The following is a 17,799-nucleotide window of genomic DNA, read 5'->3' as shown; positions in this document are numbered from 1 at the left end:
CCGCATCCGACTCATGAACCTCTCGTGGGTCGCGCTTCGAGGATGTTGTCGGGGGCGGCGGTGGGGATTCGGCGCAAGAGGGTGAAGCCGGAGTCGGCGAGCAGGTCTCGGTACTGGGCCTCGGTGCGCTCGCGGCCACCCGCGTTGACGAGCATTTCGAGGTCGATGTATTTGCCCGGGTGCGGTTGATTGTCTTCGGGGAGAACGAGTTCGATGAGGATGAGGGTGGCGCCCTCGGGCATCCGCGCACGCAGGGTGCGCAGGATCTGTTCGGCCTTGTCGTCGCTCCAGTCGTGGATGATGTGTTTGAGAATGTAGGCGTCGCAGCCCTCCGGCACGGTCTCGAAGAAGGAACCGCCTTCGACCGTGCAGCGGTCGGTGAGACCGAGTTCGGCGATGCGGGCGGGCGCGGAGGCGACCACCTCCGGCAGATCGAACAGGATCCCGCGTGGAGTCTTTGTGCGAGAAAGGATCTCGGTGAGTAGTGTCCCGTGGCCGCCGCCGACATCGACAATCGTGCCGAACTGGGCGAAGTCGTAGGCGGCGAACAGCGGCTCTATCGACAGGGTGCTGATGCTGGTCATGGCGCGGTCGAACAATTCGCCGAGCTCGCGGTCCTTCTGTACGTAGTCGAAGAACGACATGCCGTCGAGGTCGGTGCCAACGGTTTCGCCGGTGCGCACCGCGTCGACCAGGTGCGTCCAGTGATTGCGATGCACCGGCGAGCCGAAGAACAGCACCGCATCGCGCAACGAAACCTCGGCGTCCCGGCGCAGCACCCGCGCCATCGGAGTCAGCGTGTATTTGCCGTCCGATCGTCGAGCGAAGATACCGTGGCTGATCAGCAGCCGCAGCAGTCGATGCAGCGCGTCCTCGTTCGCGCCGGTCGCGCGCGCCAGCTCCGCGCCGCTACGCGGACCGTCGGCCAGCGCGTCGGCGACACCGAGCGCGGCGGCCGCGTGGATCGCCTGGGTCAGGAACCCCGCGACGACCATCTCGAGCAGCGCGATGTGTCCCGGCACCAGTCGCCGATGCAGCCCGGCCATCGAATTTCGGACGAATTCGACGACCCGGACCAGCGCCTGCGGCGGTATTTTCGATCGGTTGGATGCCATCCTGCCTCCATGCCGTCGGTATCGACAGTGTGTAAAGGAGGCTACGTGGCATTTCGCCGCTTTCGCGGAGAAATGGATGCCAACGCGGTCGGAATGCCGTCAGTGGGTGGCGGGGTTGTCGACGAGGCGTTGGCGTTCGCGCTCGGCCGCGGTAGCGAGGTAGTCGCCGAGTTCATGGCGCAGGGTGACATCGAGGGAGCGGGCAAGAGTGGTGTGCACCGAGGCGACGGCGAGTTCGCGCATTTTATTGAGCATCGTTGTGGTGTCGGCGATTTCGTTGCTGGTCTCGGGAAGCCAGCCGGGTCCGTGTTCGTCGACGATGTGTTGTTTGGCCGCGGTGATCATGAGGTGGGTGATGTCGTCGATCCGGTCGGCGACCTTCGCGTAGATCTCGATGAGGGTGCGCAGTTCGATGCCGTACTCGTGCAGTTCGGCGAAGGAGGCGAGCAGCTGGGTGTCGGTGAACACCACGGTGTCGCCCTCGAACCTGACCAGTTTCATCTCCGCGAGCCGGTCGACGAGTTCGTCGGTATCCGCGCCGAGGATGGTGCCGATGAGCTCGCGCGACACCTCGAAGGTTTCGTCCTTCGCCCAGGAGGCCGTCACCGCGTGCTGGAGGCCGAGCACCTCGGTGAGGTCCTTGCCGGTCTCCCAGCTGGTGATGAAGTCGGCGATGTGCGCGGTGGTGAAGCCACGCTGCAACAGTGCGTCGATCAGGCGCAGCCGCTCCAGGTGCGCGTCATCGTAGATGCTGGCTCTGCCGTCCTTGCCCGCGGGCGGCGGCAGCAGGCCGCGTTCCTGGTAGGCGCGGACGTTGCGGGTGGTGGTGCCCGCGGCGCGAGCGAGGTCATCGATCCGATACTCCGGCGTCGAAATCACCTCCCTCGCCCACGGTGGCGCCGGTCTGCCGGCAGCCGAACGACACGGTCGTCGATCGACCGATTCTAACGTCCTCGCCGCCGGCGACCGTCACCCTAGGAGACCGCCGCGATCCGTGGTGTCCGCGCCGCCGCGGGCACCACGTTGTAGTCGTCGAGATCGACGGTTCGCAGTTGATTGACATACTGCGTCGCGAAGCCCGGGTACATGGTCGCGTTGAATCCGTCCTCGGTGAGATACCAACTGCTACAGCCCGAATTCCACGTCGTCGCGGTGAGCCTGCGCTGCATGCCCGCGTTGTAGCGGTCCTGCCGATCGCGTCGCACATCCAGCATCCGCAGATCCTGATCGAGAATGGTCTTGATCCCGCTGACCAGGTAGTCGATCTGCGCCTCCATGTACACCAGCGCCGAGTTGTGGCCGGGGCCGGAGTTCGGGCCGAAGGTGAGGAAAAGGTTCGGGTATCCGGACACGGCGATGCTCTTGAACGCGTAAGCACCCCGCTGCCATTCCTCGGCGAGTACCCGGCCGTGGCGTCCGGTGATCGGGATCGGCGTTCCGGTCTTGGACACATCGAATCCGGTGGCGAAGACAATGCAATCGGCTTGGTGCTCAATGCCTTCCGCGGTACGGATGCCTCGTTCCGAGAGCCGGGCGATCGGCCAGGAGATCAGCTTGCAGTTCTCCGCCTGCAAGGCCGGGTAGTAATCGTCGGTCATCAGCAGCCGCTTGCAGCCCGCCCGGAAGTCCGGGGTGAGCTGGCGTCGCAGCCACGGATCCTTCACCTGCCGATGCAGCTGCGCCCGACCGACGAGCTCGACCACCCTGGTCAGCGGCGTATTCCAGACGACACCGAGTGCGACCGATTCGTGCCCGTAGAACCAGGCCCGCCGTGCCAGGTTCTCGGCGGCGGGCACCCGCCGGTAGAGCTGTTTGGTCAGCGAGTTGGTGCGTCGATTGACCCGGGGCAGCACCCATCCCGGCGTCCGCTGGAACACCTTGACCGAGGCGGCCTTTGCGACGAGCTCCGGAATGATCTGCACCGCACTGGCTCCGGTGCCGACGACCGCGACCTTCTTGCCGGTGAAGTCGTAGTCGTGATCCCAACGGGCACTGTGGATCTTGTGGCCCTGATAGTTTTCCAGCCCGGGTATGGCGGGAAAGCTGGCATTGGCCAGCGGGCCCGACGCCAGCACCACGGCGCGCGCGCGGACGGTATCCGTCCTGCCTTCGATGGTGATGTCCCACAGCCCGGCCGTTTCGTCGAACTCGATGCCGGAGATGTTGTGGCCGAAGCGGAAATGGCTGTGCAGCTCGAGCTCCGAGGCCATCGACTCGATGTAGCCGAGGATCTCGTTGCTACCGGAGTAGGTGTGTGACCAGTTCGGATTCGGCGCGAAACTGTAGGAATACAGCCGCGACGGAATGTCGCACGCCGCACCGGGATAGGTGTTGTCGCGCCAGGTGCCGCCGATCGCCGTGCCGCGTTCGAAGATCACGAAGTCGCTGATTCCCTGCTGCTTCAAGCGAATAGCGGCGCCGATACCGGCGAACCCGCCGCCGATAATGGCGACGTCGATGGTCTCGGTGCTGATCTCGGTCATGCGGCGGGCTCGTAGGTCAGTTCCTTCGACCACGTCGGTTGCGGCCGCAGGAAGCGCTTGGGGACCCTGGCACTGAGTTTGACCAGCGCGTCGGCAACGAGGTGGTAGGGATGATCGCGGTTGATCACCCAGCTGCCGTGCATTTTGACCAGCTGATACATCGGAAGTCGTCGAGCGAATTCGCTGCGCTCACCGACATTGGCGTATCGCTTGAGCGCGGAGTACAGCTTCTCCTCGTCGACGCCCATCTCCACGATGTTGTCGCGCATCTTGTTCAGCAGCGGCACATAGCTCAACACGCCGATGAGCAGCGAGGGCTTCGCCCAGCCGCCGACCAGATCGACGGCAAGCTTGCGCAGCGTGGCGTGGCCGAGCACGTCCATGACCGCGAAATCCACGGCGAGATGCCGTGATTCGTCGGCGTTGATCTTCTTGAACACCTCCTGGCAGACCGGGTCGTGGATCTCGTCCATGATGAACTTGACCAGCGCGCCGTCCAGGGTGACCTCGAGCATCGGAATCACGGTGCCGAGGAACGACAGCGACATGTCGTCGGAGTACTTGTCGAGAAAATCGATGACCAGTTTGACGTTGATATTCGGCTGCGGGATCTCGTCGCCGTCGAGCATGCCCCAGCGCCGCATCAGCGCGAGCTCGGCATTGGCGTGCTTCTGCTCCTCGGCGTGGAAGTAGCGGTAGATCTCACGAAGTGTCTCGGTGGGCGCCTTCTTCGCCATCGCGGCGAAGCCGCGGGCACCGACGTTCTCGATCCACATCAGATCGGCCATGAACGGCGCGAGTTTGGCGTGCAATTCGGGTGTGATCGTCTCGACGCCCGGTGCGTCCCAGTCGATGTCGGCGAGCGCCCACTGCCGATCCTTGATCTTGCGGAGCATGTCGTCGAAGTCCATAGCGTTGGCCATGTCAGACTCCTGTCTTGTCGGTGACCGTTGGACGGTCGGTAGTGGTCGAGTTCTCCTGCGGCAGTAGCCGATCCAGCAGGCCGAGGGCATAGGTGTACTGGGCGGGGAAGTAGCGCTTCAGCCGCCACACGATGTGCGCGTCCAGTTGCGGAAGCACATACAATTGCCCGCGATCGTGCGCGTCGAGAGTGGTGCGTGCTACCTGTTCGGGGGTGAATCCGGTCAACCGCATGAGGGTGTCGGCCAGGCGGGTCGCCTCGTGGGTAATGCGGCCGTCGCGAGCCACATTCGTCTTGACGAAGGTGGGGCACAGCACGGTGACCGCGACGCCGGTGCCGCTCATTTCGGCGGCCATGGTCTCCGAGAGCGACATCACCGCCGCCTTGGAGGTGTTGTAGACGGCCATCGATGGCGCGGCGGCGAACCCGGCCGCCGACGCCACGTTGATGATGCCGCCGCGGCCGGCTCGGCGCAGTTGCGCAGCGAAGATCTCGCAGCCGTGCACGACGCCCCACAGGTTGATGCCGAGTGCCCATTCCCAGTCGTCGAATCCGATATCACCGACGTGCTTTCCGCCGATTCCGACACCCGCGTTGTTGATCACCAGCGTGACGGGGCGCTCGAACAGTGATTCGGCAAAGCGCGCGAGGACTTCCACGTCTGCGCGGCGCGCGACATCACATCGGAATGCGTACGCGACGCCGGGGTGCTCGCGCTCGATGAGGGCAACGGTCTCGTCAGCGCGTGTCTCATCGATGTCAGCGCAGACCACTTGCCCACCGCGCTGGGCGATTTCGAGCGCGAAGGCGCGGCCGATGCCGCTGCCGGCACCGGTTACCACCGCTCGCGCATTGTGGGTGCGGCGCGGGCGGATGCCGAGGGGGATGAGCCTCTCGAGTCCGAACATGTCAGCTCACCTTCTCGGATAGGTCGGCGGGGGAAATCATTGCGGCGCGCAGGAAGTCGGCGACGCGGTCGAGGGCCCGGTTCGCTTCGGGGGTCAGTAGCGGCAGTGCCTGGAACACGTGCACCTGGCCGGGCCAGATCTCGAGTTCACAGCTGCCGCCCGCGGCCAGCACCATCTCGTGCAGATGTCGAGCGTCGGCACTGAGCATTTCGGTGCCACCCGCCTGCACCAGCATCGGTGGCAGCGCGATGCCGGGTGGCACCGTCAGTCGCAGCCGAGGTGTGTCGGCGGGTAGGTCGCGGGTATAGGCATAGGGCAGCCTGCTCGCCGCGCGCGCGGAGATGATCGGATCGCGTTGGCGCCGTTCCTGTTCGGCCGCGAGGGCGAGGGTGAGGTCGATCAGCGGCGAGAACATGGCGACCGCGGCGGGCTGTGGCCTCGATCTGCGCCCGTTCTCGATCAGCAGGTCCAACGCCAGGTGTCCGCCCGCCGAATCACAGGCGATCACCAGGTCTTGCGGCGCGATGCCGCGGCCGAGCAGCCATCGGTATCCTGCCTCGACATCGTCGGCGGCGGCAGGAAACCGATGCTCCGGCGCGAGCCGGTAGTCGGTGAGGAAGACCGGAAGCCCGGTCTTCCTCGACAGCTGTGAGGCCAGTCCGCGATGGGTGCGGGCTGAACAGAGCACGTATCCGCTGCCGTGGATGTAGTAGATCGCACGCAGCCCGAAATCGACGCCGGGAGCCCGGACCCATTCGCCTCGGACAACACCGGATCGGACTTGGGTAACGGCCGTACCGCGCACCGGCGGCCCCGCCGCGGCCATCACCGTCGCGATCAGCTTGCGGGCGAACCACACTCCCGGGGTGTTCATCGGCACCACGTTGTTCAGCGGCCGCATCCCGATCTCCGCCGCCGTGGCGGCGAGCCGGGATCGGGCGGATGGCGTCGAGGGAACGCCGGGGACCGAGGTCCGCATTGACCTTGTCATGATCTAAGCGTCATCTACGAATGTGCCAGTTGTCAATGGCACATTCGAAACAGGCCGATAATGGGCGCTCAGGTCGGTGGCCGGGGGTCGGTCGCTCGAGTCGAGCGTTCGATCGGTACGGCGTGAGTCGGGCTATGGGTGGCGGTTCGGTGTGTACCGCACCTCGATGGCTGAGCCGACCGCGCTCCGTGGCGGTGGGGGCAACTTCAGTAGCCGCGCTCGGTATCGATCGGAGCAAGCAGGTCGCGGCCCGCGACGAACCGTGCGACGTTCGCCGCGACGTGGTCGGCGAAGGCCGCCAGACGCAGCTGCGGTGGGTTCGAATCATGGGGCGTGACAATGGCATTCGGCAGGTGCCAGAGCGGGTGCCCGTCGGGGAGCGGTTCGGGGTCGGTGACGTCGAGGCCCGCTCCGGCGATCGCGCCGGAGGCCAGGGCGGCGACCAATGCGTCGGTGTCGACGAGGCTGCCGCGGGCCACGTTGACCACCCAGGAAGACGGCTTCAGGCGGGCCAGTTCCTCCGCGCCGACCAGGTGTTCGGTGGCCGGGGTCGCGGGGGCGGCGATCACGACGTGGTCGGTGCGCGACCAGACCTTGCCGAGTTGGTCGGTGGAGATCGTCTCGACGGTCTCGGGAATTCCCGGGCCGGTCACCCGGCGGCCGGAACGGTTGACGGCGATGATGTGCGCGCCGAGCGGGACCAGCATGGGGATCAGGGCGCGGCCGATACCGCCCGCGCCGATGATGGTGACGGTCTTGCCGCGTAAGGTGCCGACGTGTGGGAAGAAGTCCTGCTGCCGCCAGCTCACCGCACGCAGATGCTCGGGCAGGTAGCGCACACCGGCGAGCAGCAGCATCAGCGTGTGTTCGGCCACGCTGGCGGCGAAAGCGCCTGCGGCGGAGGTGAATCGAATATTCGGGTGCCTGGTGAAGATGCCCGCGGTGAACCACTCCTCGACACCCGCGGCGGGCAGCTGCACCCATTCGAGGCTCTCGGGCAGCTTGTCGGGGAATTCGCCAGGGCCGCCGGCCCAGATCAATCCCCGGGCCTGGTCCAGATCTGACAGGGTTGCTCCGCCTTCGACCACGGCCTTCTCCAGCAGCGTGGGAGCGGGAACAGTCGGTCCGATCGCAAGTGGCACCGGGGCCTCTGGTCGGCTCATCTCATGACCTCCTTCAGTGCGCAATCGCGCCGCTATTCCTCGTCCAGGTCGACCTCGACGCCGTCGCGTTCCGCCCACTCCAGCAGTGGGTCGATGTGGAACACCGCGTCGTCGATGTCCGCGTGCAGATCGCCGAGTTCGGCGTAGCGAGCGGGCACAGTCTTCATGGTGAAGTCGCGCGGATCCGCATCCGGCAACTCGTCCCAGCGTATCGGCGTGGAGACGGTGGCCTCCGGCACGCCACGCACCGAATAGGCGGCCGCGATGGTGTGGTCGCGGGCGTTCTGGTTGTAATCGACGAACAGCAGTTTCGGGTCGCGATCCTTCCGCCACCAGGTGGTTGTCACGTCGTCGGGCACCCGCCGCTCGACCTCCTTCGCGAAGGCGAGCGCGGCCTTTCGCACATCCTTGAAGCCGAATTCCGGTGCGATGCGGACGTATACGTGCAGGCCCTTACCGCCGGAGGTTTTCGGCCAGCCGACCGCACCGAGCTCGTCGAGCACCTCGTGCACGACACCTGCCACGCGACGCACCCGCGGCCATGGGCAATCCGGCATCGGATCGAGGTCGATGCGCCATTCATCCGGGCTCTCGGTATCCGCGGCACGGGAGTTCCACGGGTGGAACTCGACTGTCGACATCTGCACCGCCCAGATGACATCGGCCAGTTCGCGCACGCACAGCTCGTCGGCGTGTCTTCCGTAGCGCGGGAAGAAGACTCGCACCGTCGAAATCCAGTCCGGCGCACCGGCGGGCAGCCGCTTCTGGTGCACCTTGTCGCCCGCGAGCCCCTTCGGGAACCGGTGCAGCATGCACGGTCGGTCCCGCAGCGCGTTGACGATGCCGTCCCCGACGCTCAGGTAGTACTGCACCAGGTCGAGCTTGGTCGCGCCGGTCTCCGGGAAGTAGACCCGGTCCGGGTTGGAAATACGAATCGTGCGGTCGCCGACATCCAGCTCGATGGCGGGCGTCGCAGATTTGCTGGCCACGAGTCCGACGATAGCCGATTCGCCTCCGCATCGGTCTGGTATGTATTCGTGTATGAGCAAGGCGATGCGTGTGACGATCACGCTGGACTCGCAGGTGGCCGCGTGGGCCGAGCAGGCATCCGACCGGCAGCACCGCAGCCTGTCGTCGGTGATCAACTCCTCGCTGCGCACCGCACTGGTGCACGACAGCGTGGCGACGCTGGCCATAGACGATGCCGCCGAATTGGCCGCCGCCTACGCCGACCTCGACCACATCATGGCTGCTGAGGCCGACGACCGTGGCCCGCACGATGCGGCATGAGACGCGGCGAGATCTGGCGTTACGCACCGACATTGAGTGACGGAACGCCTTTTCCACGGCACACCAGAGTCGTGCTGGTATCCGATTGTGCGGTGATCACCGCTCCGTACCGCTGGCTGAGCGCCGTACCGATAGTCGACGCCGACCCCGGCCATGTCCTGGCCACCGAGACCGCGCACGGCTGGGCCGACGCCCTGGAGCTACACCGCATCTACCGTCCCTGGCTGACCACATGCCTCGGCGAGCTGACGTCGACCGAAACCGATTCCCTCGACGCCCGGCTGCGCGCCACACTCAGTCTGTAGCCGACGGACCACAACGATGGCTTCGCCGCCCGAGAGCATCGGTGCTTCCGGCCTGCTATGCGAGCACACTGGTGGAATGAAACGAAAACTGCTGCGGGCGATCCGCAGACTGCTCGGGCGGAAGGAATCGGCCGGAAACGGCGGTGGTCGCGGCCCCGACGGCGGCGGTGCCGCAGGCGTACGAGAACCACTCCAACCACCGCCGCCCGACGACCATTTGAGCGCAACGCGCCCCTTCGACCCGGATCCGAAGACCCTTACCTTCCGGGACCCCCGCCAGTGACGTGAGACCGGCCGATCGTGGCGCGCTGCCTAGTTCGTCATGTGGGTGTGGCCAGGGCGAAGGGAAGTATCGCGGGTGCTCCGGCGGCGCGGAGGGCTTGGGTGGCGAGGGTCATGGTCCAACCGGTGTCGGTGAGAGTGTCCACCAGCAGGATCGGGCCGTCTACCGAACCGAGATCGGGGATCAGCCAGGAGTTGTGCAGGGCGGCCACCCGGTGGGCGGAGTTGGCGGCCGAGACGGGCGGGCTGCCGGGGCGGGTTTGCATGGTGCCGAGGTCGCGGAGGCGGCCTACTTCGGCAAGGCGTGCCGCGAGGGTGGCGGTCAGGACCGGGTACCGGGGGGATTCCAGGGCCATCACCGAGGTCGGGCGGGTTGTCCAGTTCCAGTCGCGCAGGACCGCGATGCAGGCGTCGAAGACCGCGTCGGGGATAGGGTCGTCGGGGGCGTCCAGGAGGGTACGCAGGCGTTGGCCCCAGCCGAGATCGGTGAGCCTGCCCAGCACGCGGCCGACTTCGGCGCCGCCGGAAATCTTGCCGGACAAGGGAATTCCGAGTTTCGACATGCCCGTCGGCCACTGTTTACGTGGTGCGAGATCGAGGCCGGGCCGGTCGAGACGGGCTCGGGTGGCGGCGATGGCCTCGGCGTCGACGGTGGCGTCGGGGCGGGTGCCCGTGCAGTTGTCGCAGCGGCCGCAGCCGGGTGAATTCCCTTCCAGCGCAGGTAATCCCGGGTCGTCGAGCTGACGGCGCAGGAATTGCATCCGGCAACCGGCGGTGGACTGATAATCGATCATGGCCTGCTGTTCGACCTCGCGCGCCGCGGCGAGACGCTCATAGCGGTCGGTGTCGTATGTCCATTCCTGGCCGGTCGCGATCCAGCCGCCGCGCACCCTACGCACCGCGCCGTCGACATCGAGCACCTTGAGCACCATCTCCAGCCGGGAGCGGTTCAGCTCGACCAATGGCTCCAGCGCGGCGGTCGATATGGCCCTATCGAAATCGAGCGCGTCCAGCACCGACCGCACGAGGTGTTCACGCGGAAAGGCGACCGAGGTGAAGTAACTCCAGATCCTGGTGTCCTCCGGGCCGGGAAGCAGCACTACCTCGGCGCGCTCGGTCCCGCGACCCGCACGGCCGACCTGCTGGTAGTAGGCGATGGGGGAGGACGGCGCGCCGACGTGCACAACGAAACCGAGATCGGGTTTGTCGAAGCCCATACCCAGTGCTGAGGTCGCGATGAGCGCCTTGACCTCGTTGTTCAGCAGCGCGGTCTCCAGCGCCTCGCGTTCGGCGGTGTCGGTCTGCCCGGTGTAGGCGGCGACATTGTGTCCGTGCGAATTCAAGACGTCGGCGAGATCGTGCGCGGCGGCGACGGTGAGGGTGTAGACGATGCCGGAACCCGAGAGCTTGCCGAGGTGGCCGCTCAGCCAGGCGGTGCGCTCGACCGCGTCGGCGAAACGCACCACCGATAGATGCAGCGACTCCCGATCCAGTGTGCCGCGCAGCACCAGCGTGTCGGTGCCGATCTGTGTTGCGACATCGGTGACCACCCGATCGTTGGCCGTCGCGGTGGTGGCGAGTACCGGAACATCGCTGCCGAGATCGGCGATCAACGTACGGATACGGCGATAGTCGGGCCGGAAATCGTGCCCCCAGTCGGAGACACAGTGCGCCTCGTCGATGACGACAAGCCCGGCGTCGGCGGCCAGTTTCGGCAGTACCTGGTCGCGAAAGTCGGGGTTGTTCAGCCGCTCCGGACTGACGAGCAGCACGTCCACATCGCCCGCCGCCACCTGATCGTGGATCTCGTCCCATTCGGTGACGTTGCCCGAGTTGATGGTCGCGGCGACAACTCCCGCGCGCTGCGCGGCCGCGACCTGGTTACGCATCAGCGCGAGCAACGGCGACACGATCACTGTCGGCCCGCGCCCCGCCCTGCGCAGCAGTTTGGCCGCGATGAAATACACCGCCGACTTACCCCAGCCGGTGCGCTGCACCACCAGCGCCCGCCGCCGCTGCACCACCAGTGCCTCGATCGCGGTCCACTGATCCTCGCGCAGCCGCGCCTGCGGTCCCGCGAGTTCGCGCAGCAGTTCCTCGGCTCGCTCACGCAGATCTGGTGCGGTGAGGTCGATCGCTTCGCTGTGCGCCGCCGTGGTCATGGGCTCCATCGTGCCGGATGGCACCGACAGGCGTCCGGCCCGCCGTCGCAGGTGGCCGCGCGACGCGGTCGCCGTCGACGTGATCGGGCAGGCGGCTCTGCATATCGGCTACGGCGAACCGACTCGGTGCCGCAGGGCCGGCCCGTTGCGTCCGGACACCGGCTGGGCACCGACTTGTCCTGGAGCCGTTCCCGTTACGAAATGTGAAATCCCGCTGGACAACGGACAATAGGGTGAGAGGATTCGCACTGCACCGTGGGACCGCGCAGGAGGTACACCATGTCGAGCAGCTATCAGCCACCGCCAGGTTGGTCGCCGCCCGGCGCCCAGTTCCGCACCAGGGGCAACGGGGTCAGGACGGTCGTCGGCACCCTGATCGGGCTGGTTGTGACGCCGATCGGTATCGGACTCGCCGCCAACGGCGCGCTCGACACCCGCGAATGGGTCATCTTCGGTGACGCGGGCGCGCGGTGGGGATCCACCTCCCAGATGGTCGGGGGCGCGCTACTGCTGTTCCTGGTCGCGACGCTGGCAGGCTACTCGCCGTTCGGGACGGTTATCGCGGGCCTGGTCTGGGGCATCATCCCTGGCATCGCCCACTTCACCTTCCCCGACGACACCTGGCGATTCGTCGAAGACCTACCCCGTCTCTCCGGCGAGATGCATCAAGCGCTGCACGCCTGGCTGATGAACGGCTTCGCCCTGATCACCGGCATGCTCCTGATCGGCTCCGGCATCGCCGCGACCATGCGCCGCCGCTGACCCGGCCGGGCCCGCCGCCGCGGACCGCGCCCACACACCCGGTGGGCGCGGTCCGACCCGGCTCAGCCCTTGACGCAGAGCACCTGGCGCAGGGTGGCGACGATGTCGACCAGGTCCCGCTGCGCGGCGATGACCTCGTCGATGTCCTTGTACGCGGCCGGGATCTCGTCGACGACGCCCGCGTCCTTGCGGGACTCGACACCCTCGGTCTGGGCGATCAGGTCGGCGACGGTGAACTGCTTCTTGGCCGCATTACGGCTCATCCGCCGTCCCGCACCATGCGATGCCGACTGGAACGAGGCCGGATTTCCCTTGCCGCGCACCACATACGAGCGGGTGCCCATCGAGCCGGGGATCAGCGCGAGGTCGCCCGCTCCCGCTCGCACCGCGCCCTTGCGGGTCACCAGCATCGGCATACCGTCGATCAGCTCCTCCGCCACATAGTTGTGGTGGCACGACACCGGCTCGTCGAAAAGCACATGACGTCCGGCGAACTCGTCTCGTACCGCGCGGCAGACCAGCGACAGCATCACCGCACGGTTACGCGCCGCATATTCCTGCGCCCAGGTCAGATCGCGCCGATAGGCATCCATCTCCGGTGTGCCGGAAAGGAATACGGCCAGATCGCGGTCTGGCAGATCGGTGTTGTGCGGCAGCGTCCGTGCCACGGCCATGTGCCGCTCGGCGAGTTCCTTACCGATATTCCTGCTGCCGGAATGCAGCAGAATCCATACCGAATCGTGCTCGTCGAGGCATAGCTCGATGAAATGATTGCCGCCGCCCAGCGAGCCGATCTGCCTGTGCGCCTTGGACTCCAGCGCTTGCACGCCGGAATCCAACGAACCGAAGGACGACCAGAACCGATTCCAGCCCGTCTTGTACCTGGCGAGCTCGCCGTGCGACGCGGCGAATTCCGTGCCGAGCCGAGCGATATCGACCGCGTCCTTGTGCGCCTGGAAACCCACCGGCACCGCCGCTTCGATGCGCGAGCGCAGCGAATGCAAGTTGTCCGGCAGGTCGGCGGCGGTCAGATCGGTCTTCACGCTCTCCATGCCGCAGCCGATGTCGACACCGACGGCGGCGGGTGCCACCGCGTCCTTCATCGCGATGACCGAGCCGACCGTCGCGCCCTTGCCGAGGTGCACGTCCGGCATCACGCGCACGCCGTACACCCAGCGCAATTGCGCGATATTGCGCAACTGCCGCAGCGCGGCCTGCTCGATGTCGTGCTCTTCGGCCCACATCAGCGTCTGCGCTCGGGTACCGCGCAGCTCGACGGGAAACATGGAAACATCCTTCTCTCGATTGATCTGTCTCCACAACGCTAGAGGCCGTGCGTCCGCCTCCGCACTCCATTATTCGCGGTTACGGACCACGAAGTCGGCGGAAAGCCCGCACAGCTTCCATGCGCCGCCTCGTCGCGCCGGACCAGGGGATCCTGGCCTGCCACCAGGTACAGGCCCGCGAACGACACCGACTTCTGCCGGCTGATCGGTGAGCGGGACGTCGTCGGTGAGCACCGCTAGAACCGCCAGCGCGTCAGCTCGACCAGCTCCGCGGGGGTGGCGTCCCGATAGCGTTCGGTCTCGGCGCGACGCACGGTGAGCAGCGCATCGTATAGTTCGGGCCCCATGGCCACGGCGAGCACGGTGGACTCCGCAAGCCGGTCGGCTGCCTCCGCCGGTGAGATCGGCAGTCGACGAACACCGGAGATCATCATCGCTTCGGCATCGAATGTGGCCGGGTCGCCGGTAATTTCGGCGGGCAGCCGAAGTTCTTCATCCATGCCCGCGAGCCCGGCTGCGATGACCGAGCCGACGATCAGGTACGGATTTCCGGTCGCATCGAAGCACTTGACCTCGGCGTTTGCCGCCCATGCTTCGGTGCCGCGCACGCCGGTGACGTAACGCAGCGCCGCCTCCCTGGTCTCGCGGCCCCAGCATTGCCAAATCCCGGCCCACCGTGACGGTTCCAAGCGCAGGAAGCTCGCCGGATTACCCGCGCCGACGGCGATCAGGGCGGGCAGTTCGCGCAGCACACCGGCCAGGAACGACTCGCCGGTATGGCGCATGCCATACGGGCCGGAGCCGTGGACGAACAGTGACCCTTCCTTGTCGTGTGCCGAAAGGTGTAGGTGGGCACCGGAACCGGTGCCGCCGGGTTCGATGCAGGGCGCGAGCAGCGCTCGCCAACCGTGTTGCAGGCTGACCTGCCGAATGGTGTGCCGCACAAGCACCGCATCGTCGGCGGCCGCGACCGGATCCGTCGCGGCGACAGACAGTTCCAGTTGTGACAGCCCGTATTCGGGATGGAACTGCTCGACGGTGATCCCTTGCCGCTGTAGCGCGTTGACCAGATCGTGGGCGTAATCGCCGACCTGGCCGAAACGAATTATGCCGTAGGCCGGGCCGTGCACGGCGGGGGTGAAGGCGCGGTCGTCGGGATCGTCCCGTCCGACCGACCACTCGGTCTCGAAGGCCATCGACAATCGCACGCCCACTCGCTGCGCCGCCTCGGTTTGCCGCGCCGCATAGGCGCGCTGACACGCGGTGAAACGCGCGCCGTCCTGGGTGAACTTGTCGGCGGGTGCCCAGGCCCAGCCATGCTGGCAGGCGAGTTCGGTAAGCCGGGACATATCAGGAACCAGGCGTAGATCACCGTCAGGGCCACCGAGATACCGCCCGACGGCCATCAGATCGTCGAACGCGAACGTCTCGAAGCACGGCGACACCCCGATCCCATACTGCACCGCATGCGCGAGCCGGGATCTCGGCACCGTCTTCACCCGGGTGATACCGGCGTTGTCCACGAACGACAGCATGATCATATCGGCGCCCAGCCTGCCGATCATGGCCTCCGCGTCGTCGTCGGCAGGTATGCGCTCCGGCTTGGTTGGCACGAACCGTAACGATAATCGTCGGCGGCCACGGTCGGAGCAGACTCGGCGCCAGCGTGTTCGATATCGGGTAACCGCGCCGCAAGCGCAGCCCAGGTGCGCTATTCCGTCGGGAGCGCCGCCTCGATGCGATCCCGTGTCGGTATCGAGGAACTCGCGCCGAGTGTGGTCGTCGCCAGCGCACCTGCCGTGCACGCCCACGCCAGTGCTGTCTGCGGCCCGTGGTGCCAGGCGGCGGCGAGAGCGCCCGTGAAGGTGTCGCCCGCGCCGGTGGTGTCGATCGCCTCGACCGGCGGGCTCGGCTGCGACAGCTCACGGCCGTTGGGGCCGCGGTAGGTCGCGCCGTCCGCACCGTGGGTGACCACCAGATGCGCGACGGGATCGAGATCGGAGCCCAGTTGCTTGGCTTCGCCCGAATTGACCACCGCCACATCGACATGCGCCCACAGATCGGCCATCAGGTGTTGGGCCGGAGAGGGATTCAGGATGACGACGGTTTCGTTCGCGCTCGCGTGCATTACCGCCGCCACCACCGTCTCGACTGGAATTTCCAACTGGCACAGCAGAATATCGGCCGCCGCGATGACCGCAAGATCTTCGTCGGTGAGGCCGGTCATGGTCGTGTTGGCCCCGCCGACCACGATGATGCTGTTCTCGCCGCCGGAATCGACAACGATCGCGGCGATTCCGCTGGGACCGGCGACAGTCCGCAGTCGCCCGGTGTCGACACCCGAATCGCTCAATACACCGCGCAGCTCATCGGCGAACACGTCGTCGCCGACCGCGCCGAGGAAGTCCACGGCACCGCCGGCGCGCTGTGCCGCGATCGCCTGATTGGCGCCCTTGCCGCCGGGCACCATGGTGAATCCGGTGCCGAGCACGGTTTCGCCCGGCGCTGGGCGCTGTTCAGTGGTGGTGACAAGGTCCATATTGATGCTGCCAAGCACGGCGATGGCGGGCTTGCTCGAGTCGGCGGTCATACGCGCGACGGTAGTCCCAGCGCTCGGTTTCGGTCTCACATGGGCCGTGCGCGCACTGCTCGGCAACGGCGCCCGCTTCCGGCGGGCGTTCGTATGGCCTTCGCGATCCCGATTCCGGCGGACGTTCGTTATGACCTCGCGCGGGCGCGCGGGCCTGTTCGTCGGGGCAGTACGGACGGCCTCGAGCGGGTGAAACCGGTAGCAACCGGGTGCGTAGGCTGTACCCCATGACGTCAGGTACGACGACCGAGCATACCCGCGAGGTGGTGCACGAGGCCGCGCGCAAAGCTCGCATCGCGTCCCGTGTACTTGCTGGGCTGACCACCGCGCAGAAGGATGCCGCGTTGCATGCCGCGGCCGATGCACTGCTCGGCTCCGCCGACAAGGTGCTCGACGCCAATGTCGAGGATTTGCTGGTGGCGAAGTCGGCCGGCATCGAGGAGTCGCTGCTCGACCGGCTGCGGCTGACCAAGTCCAGGGTCGACGGCATCGCCTCCGGCCTGCGTCAGGTCGCCGGGCTGCCGGATCCGATCGGGACGGTGATTCGCGGTTCGACGCTGCCCAACGGCCTGGCGATTCGCCAGGTTCGGGTGCCGCTCGGCGTGGTCGGCATGGTGTACGAGGCGCGGCCGAATGTCACCGTCGACGCGTTCGGGCTGGCACTGAAGTCCGGCAATGCCGTGCTGTTGCGCGGGTCGTCCTCTGCGGCACATTCGAACGTCGCCCTCGTCGAGGTGCTGCGGGAAGCGCTTGCCACACAAGGCATTCCGGAAGACGCCGTACAGCTGCTGCCCAGCGCCGATCGCTCGAGTGTGACCCATCTGATCCAAGCGCGCGGCCTTGTCGACGTGGTTATCCCGCGCGGCGGCGCAGGCCTTATCAACGCGGTCGTCCGTGACGCGACGGTGCCGACCATCGAGACCGGCACCGGCAACTGCCACCTCTACGTGCATTCCGCCGCGGATCTGGACATGGCCGAGAAGATCCTGATCAACGGCAAGACCCGTCGCCCGAGCGTGTGCAACGCGATCGAGACGGTGCTCGTCGACGACGCGATCGCCACCACCGCGGTGCCGCACCTGATCGAAGCACTGGAACGCCACGGCGTCACCGTCCACGGTGACCTGCCCGGCCTGGTGCCCGCCAACCAGAAGGATTGGGGCGAGGAGTACCTCACCCTCGACATCGCGCTCAAGGTGGTCGAGGATCTCGACGCGGCCGTCGAGCACATCAACACCTGGGGCACCGGGCACACCGAAGCCATCGTCACCGGCGAGCTCGCCGCGGCGCACGAATTCACCAGCCGCGTCGATGCGGCCGCGGTCATGGTGAACGCTTCCACCGCGTTCACCGACGGTGAGCAGTTCGGCTTCGGCGCGGAGATCGGCATCTCTACTCAGAAGTTGCACGCCCGCGGCCCGATGGCGCTGCCGGAATTGACCTCCACCAAGTGGATCGTGTGGGGCGAAGGCCAGATCCGGCCCGTTTAAAGCTCTGGATAGTTGAGGCGTGCGGCGGCTGGTCCGCTCACCCCCAGGAA

General features: G+C 66.6%; 17 protein-coding genes. 5 read left to right on the top strand and 12 right to left on the bottom strand.

The window, feature by feature from the left end:
* Window positions 1-11: 11 nt before the first annotated feature.
* The 8 genes from ACLMAJ_RS25370 to ligD all read right to left on the bottom strand — a co-directional run bounded on the left by ACLMAJ_RS25370 (window position 12) and on the right by ligD (window position 8,571).
* Window positions 12-1,115, bottom strand: coding sequence for a methyltransferase (locus ACLMAJ_RS25370; protein WP_412016329.1), 1,104 nt, complete (start codon window positions 1,113-1,115; stop codon window positions 12-14).
* 99 nt (window positions 1,116-1,214) lie between these two features.
* Window positions 1,215-1,994, bottom strand: a complete 780-nt coding sequence (locus ACLMAJ_RS25365; protein WP_412016328.1) for a MerR family transcriptional regulator — start codon at window positions 1,992-1,994, stop codon at window positions 1,215-1,217.
* A gap of 95 nt (window positions 1,995-2,089) precedes the next feature.
* Window positions 2,090-3,598: a flavin-containing monooxygenase gene (locus ACLMAJ_RS25360; RefSeq protein WP_412016327.1), complete on the bottom strand. Its 1,509-nt coding sequence runs from the start codon at window positions 3,596-3,598 to the stop codon at window positions 2,090-2,092.
* A complete protein-coding gene (locus tag ACLMAJ_RS25355; protein WP_412016326.1) occupies window positions 3,595-4,521 on the bottom strand; it encodes a ferritin-like domain-containing protein in 927 nt (308 codons plus the stop codon). Before ACLMAJ_RS25355 ends, ACLMAJ_RS25360 begins: the two co-directional genes overlap by 4 nt.
* A gap of 1 nt (window position 4,522) precedes the next feature.
* On the bottom strand, window positions 4,523-5,428 hold the full coding sequence (locus tag ACLMAJ_RS25350) for an SDR family NAD(P)-dependent oxidoreductase (RefSeq protein WP_412016325.1): 906 nt from the start codon (window positions 5,426-5,428) through the stop codon (window positions 4,523-4,525).
* 1 nt (window position 5,429) lies between these two features.
* Window positions 5,430-6,419 (bottom strand): alpha/beta hydrolase, encoded by a 990-nt coding sequence (locus ACLMAJ_RS25345; protein WP_412016324.1) that lies wholly within the window; start codon window positions 6,417-6,419, stop codon window positions 5,430-5,432.
* Between the two features lie 206 nt (window positions 6,420-6,625).
* Complete coding sequence (locus ACLMAJ_RS25340) at window positions 6,626-7,582, bottom strand: D-isomer specific 2-hydroxyacid dehydrogenase family protein (protein ID WP_412016323.1); 957 nt, start codon at window positions 7,580-7,582, stop codon at window positions 6,626-6,628.
* Window positions 7,583-7,614: 32 nt separating this feature from the next.
* Window positions 7,615-8,571, bottom strand: coding sequence for a non-homologous end-joining DNA ligase (ligD, locus tag ACLMAJ_RS25335; protein ID WP_412016322.1), 957 nt, complete (start codon window positions 8,569-8,571; stop codon window positions 7,615-7,617).
* 64 nt (window positions 8,572-8,635) lie between these two features.
* Between ligD and ACLMAJ_RS25330 the strand changes: the two genes are divergently transcribed.
* The 3 genes from ACLMAJ_RS25330 to ACLMAJ_RS25320 all read left to right on the top strand — a co-directional run bounded on the left by ACLMAJ_RS25330 (window position 8,636) and on the right by ACLMAJ_RS25320 (window position 9,460).
* Complete coding sequence (locus tag ACLMAJ_RS25330) at window positions 8,636-8,872, top strand: hypothetical protein (protein WP_412016321.1); 237 nt, start codon at window positions 8,636-8,638, stop codon at window positions 8,870-8,872.
* Window positions 8,873-8,964: 92 nt separating this feature from the next.
* A complete protein-coding gene (locus tag ACLMAJ_RS25325; RefSeq protein WP_412016320.1) occupies window positions 8,965-9,177 on the top strand; it encodes a hypothetical protein in 213 nt (70 codons plus the stop codon).
* 76 nt (window positions 9,178-9,253) lie between these two features.
* A complete protein-coding gene (locus ACLMAJ_RS25320) occupies window positions 9,254-9,460 on the top strand; it encodes a hypothetical protein (protein ID WP_412016319.1) in 207 nt (68 codons plus the stop codon).
* 37 nt (window positions 9,461-9,497) lie between these two features.
* Here the strand turns inward: ACLMAJ_RS25320 and ACLMAJ_RS25315 are convergent, their stop codons facing one another.
* Window positions 9,498-11,621, bottom strand: a complete 2,124-nt coding sequence (locus ACLMAJ_RS25315; RefSeq protein WP_412016318.1) for a RecQ family ATP-dependent DNA helicase — start codon at window positions 11,619-11,621, stop codon at window positions 9,498-9,500.
* A 279-nt stretch (window positions 11,622-11,900) separates the two neighbouring features.
* On the opposite strand from ACLMAJ_RS25315, the gene ACLMAJ_RS25310 reads away from it, so the two are divergent.
* Window positions 11,901-12,383 carry a hypothetical protein gene (locus tag ACLMAJ_RS25310; protein ID WP_412016317.1) on the top strand — a complete coding sequence of 161 codons (483 nt, stop codon included), beginning with the start codon at window positions 11,901-11,903 and terminating at the stop codon, window positions 12,381-12,383.
* 62 nt (window positions 12,384-12,445) lie between these two features.
* On the opposite strand, the gene ACLMAJ_RS25305 is transcribed toward ACLMAJ_RS25310, so the two are convergent.
* From ACLMAJ_RS25305 to ACLMAJ_RS25295, 3 genes are all read right to left on the bottom strand, one after another.
* Window positions 12,446-13,669, bottom strand: a complete 1,224-nt coding sequence (locus ACLMAJ_RS25305) for an RtcB family protein (protein WP_412016316.1) — start codon at window positions 13,667-13,669, stop codon at window positions 12,446-12,448.
* Between the two features lie 236 nt (window positions 13,670-13,905).
* Window positions 13,906-15,282, bottom strand: coding sequence for a type I glutamate--ammonia ligase (locus ACLMAJ_RS25300; RefSeq protein WP_412016315.1), 1,377 nt, complete (start codon window positions 15,280-15,282; stop codon window positions 13,906-13,908).
* A gap of 98 nt (window positions 15,283-15,380) precedes the next feature.
* Window positions 15,381-16,259 carry a ribokinase gene (locus tag ACLMAJ_RS25295; RefSeq protein WP_412016314.1) on the bottom strand — a complete coding sequence of 293 codons (879 nt, stop codon included), beginning with the start codon at window positions 16,257-16,259 and terminating at the stop codon, window positions 15,381-15,383.
* A gap of 227 nt (window positions 16,260-16,486) precedes the next feature.
* Between ACLMAJ_RS25295 and ACLMAJ_RS25290 the strand changes: the two genes are divergently transcribed.
* Window positions 16,487-17,749 (top strand): glutamate-5-semialdehyde dehydrogenase, encoded by a 1,263-nt coding sequence (locus tag ACLMAJ_RS25290; RefSeq protein ID WP_412016313.1) that lies wholly within the window; start codon window positions 16,487-16,489, stop codon window positions 17,747-17,749.
* Window positions 17,750-17,799 lie beyond the last annotated feature (50 nt).

This window comes from Nocardia arseniciresistens, from assembly GCF_046764875.1.
In the GTDB taxonomy this organism is placed as follows: Bacteria; Actinomycetota; Actinomycetes; order Mycobacteriales; family Mycobacteriaceae; genus Nocardia; species Nocardia arseniciresistens.
The sequence above is the reverse complement of the archived record's forward strand: the minus strand, read 5'-3'. Positions and strand labels throughout refer to the sequence as shown.

Excerpts from the sequence above, each read along its gene's own strand:
- ACLMAJ_RS25355 (WP_412016326.1), bottom strand. The coding sequence starts at position 4,521 with ATGGCCAACGCTATGGACTTCGACGACATGCTCCGCAAGATCAAGGAT.
- ACLMAJ_RS25330 (WP_412016321.1), top strand. The coding sequence starts at position 8,636 with ATGCGTGTGACGATCACGCTGGACTCGCAGGTGGCCGCGTGGGCCGAG.
- ACLMAJ_RS25305 (WP_412016316.1), bottom strand. The coding sequence starts at position 13,669 with ATGTTTCCCGTCGAGCTGCGCGGTACCCGAGCGCAGACGCTGATGTGG.
- ACLMAJ_RS25290 (WP_412016313.1), top strand. The coding sequence starts at position 16,487 with ATGACGTCAGGTACGACGACCGAGCATACCCGCGAGGTGGTGCACGAG.
- ACLMAJ_RS25370 (WP_412016329.1), bottom strand. The coding sequence starts at position 1,115 with ATGGCATCCAACCGATCGAAAATACCGCCGCAGGCGCTGGTCCGGGTC.
- ACLMAJ_RS25360 (WP_412016327.1), bottom strand. The coding sequence starts at position 3,598 with ATGACCGAGATCAGCACCGAGACCATCGACGTCGCCATTATCGGCGGC.
- ACLMAJ_RS25315 (WP_412016318.1), bottom strand. The coding sequence starts at position 11,621 with ATGACCACGGCGGCGCACAGCGAAGCGATCGACCTCACCGCACCAGAT.
- ACLMAJ_RS25310 (WP_412016317.1), top strand. The coding sequence starts at position 11,901 with ATGTCGAGCAGCTATCAGCCACCGCCAGGTTGGTCGCCGCCCGGCGCC.
- ACLMAJ_RS25340 (WP_412016323.1), bottom strand. The coding sequence starts at position 7,582 with ATGAGCCGACCAGAGGCCCCGGTGCCACTTGCGATCGGACCGACTGTT.
- ACLMAJ_RS25295 (WP_412016314.1), bottom strand. The coding sequence starts at position 16,259 with ATGACCGCCGACTCGAGCAAGCCCGCCATCGCCGTGCTTGGCAGCATC.
- ACLMAJ_RS25320 (WP_412016319.1), top strand. The coding sequence starts at position 9,254 with ATGAAACGAAAACTGCTGCGGGCGATCCGCAGACTGCTCGGGCGGAAG.
- ACLMAJ_RS25350 (WP_412016325.1), bottom strand. The coding sequence starts at position 5,428 with ATGTTCGGACTCGAGAGGCTCATCCCCCTCGGCATCCGCCCGCGCCGC.
- ACLMAJ_RS25345 (WP_412016324.1), bottom strand. The coding sequence starts at position 6,419 with ATGACAAGGTCAATGCGGACCTCGGTCCCCGGCGTTCCCTCGACGCCA.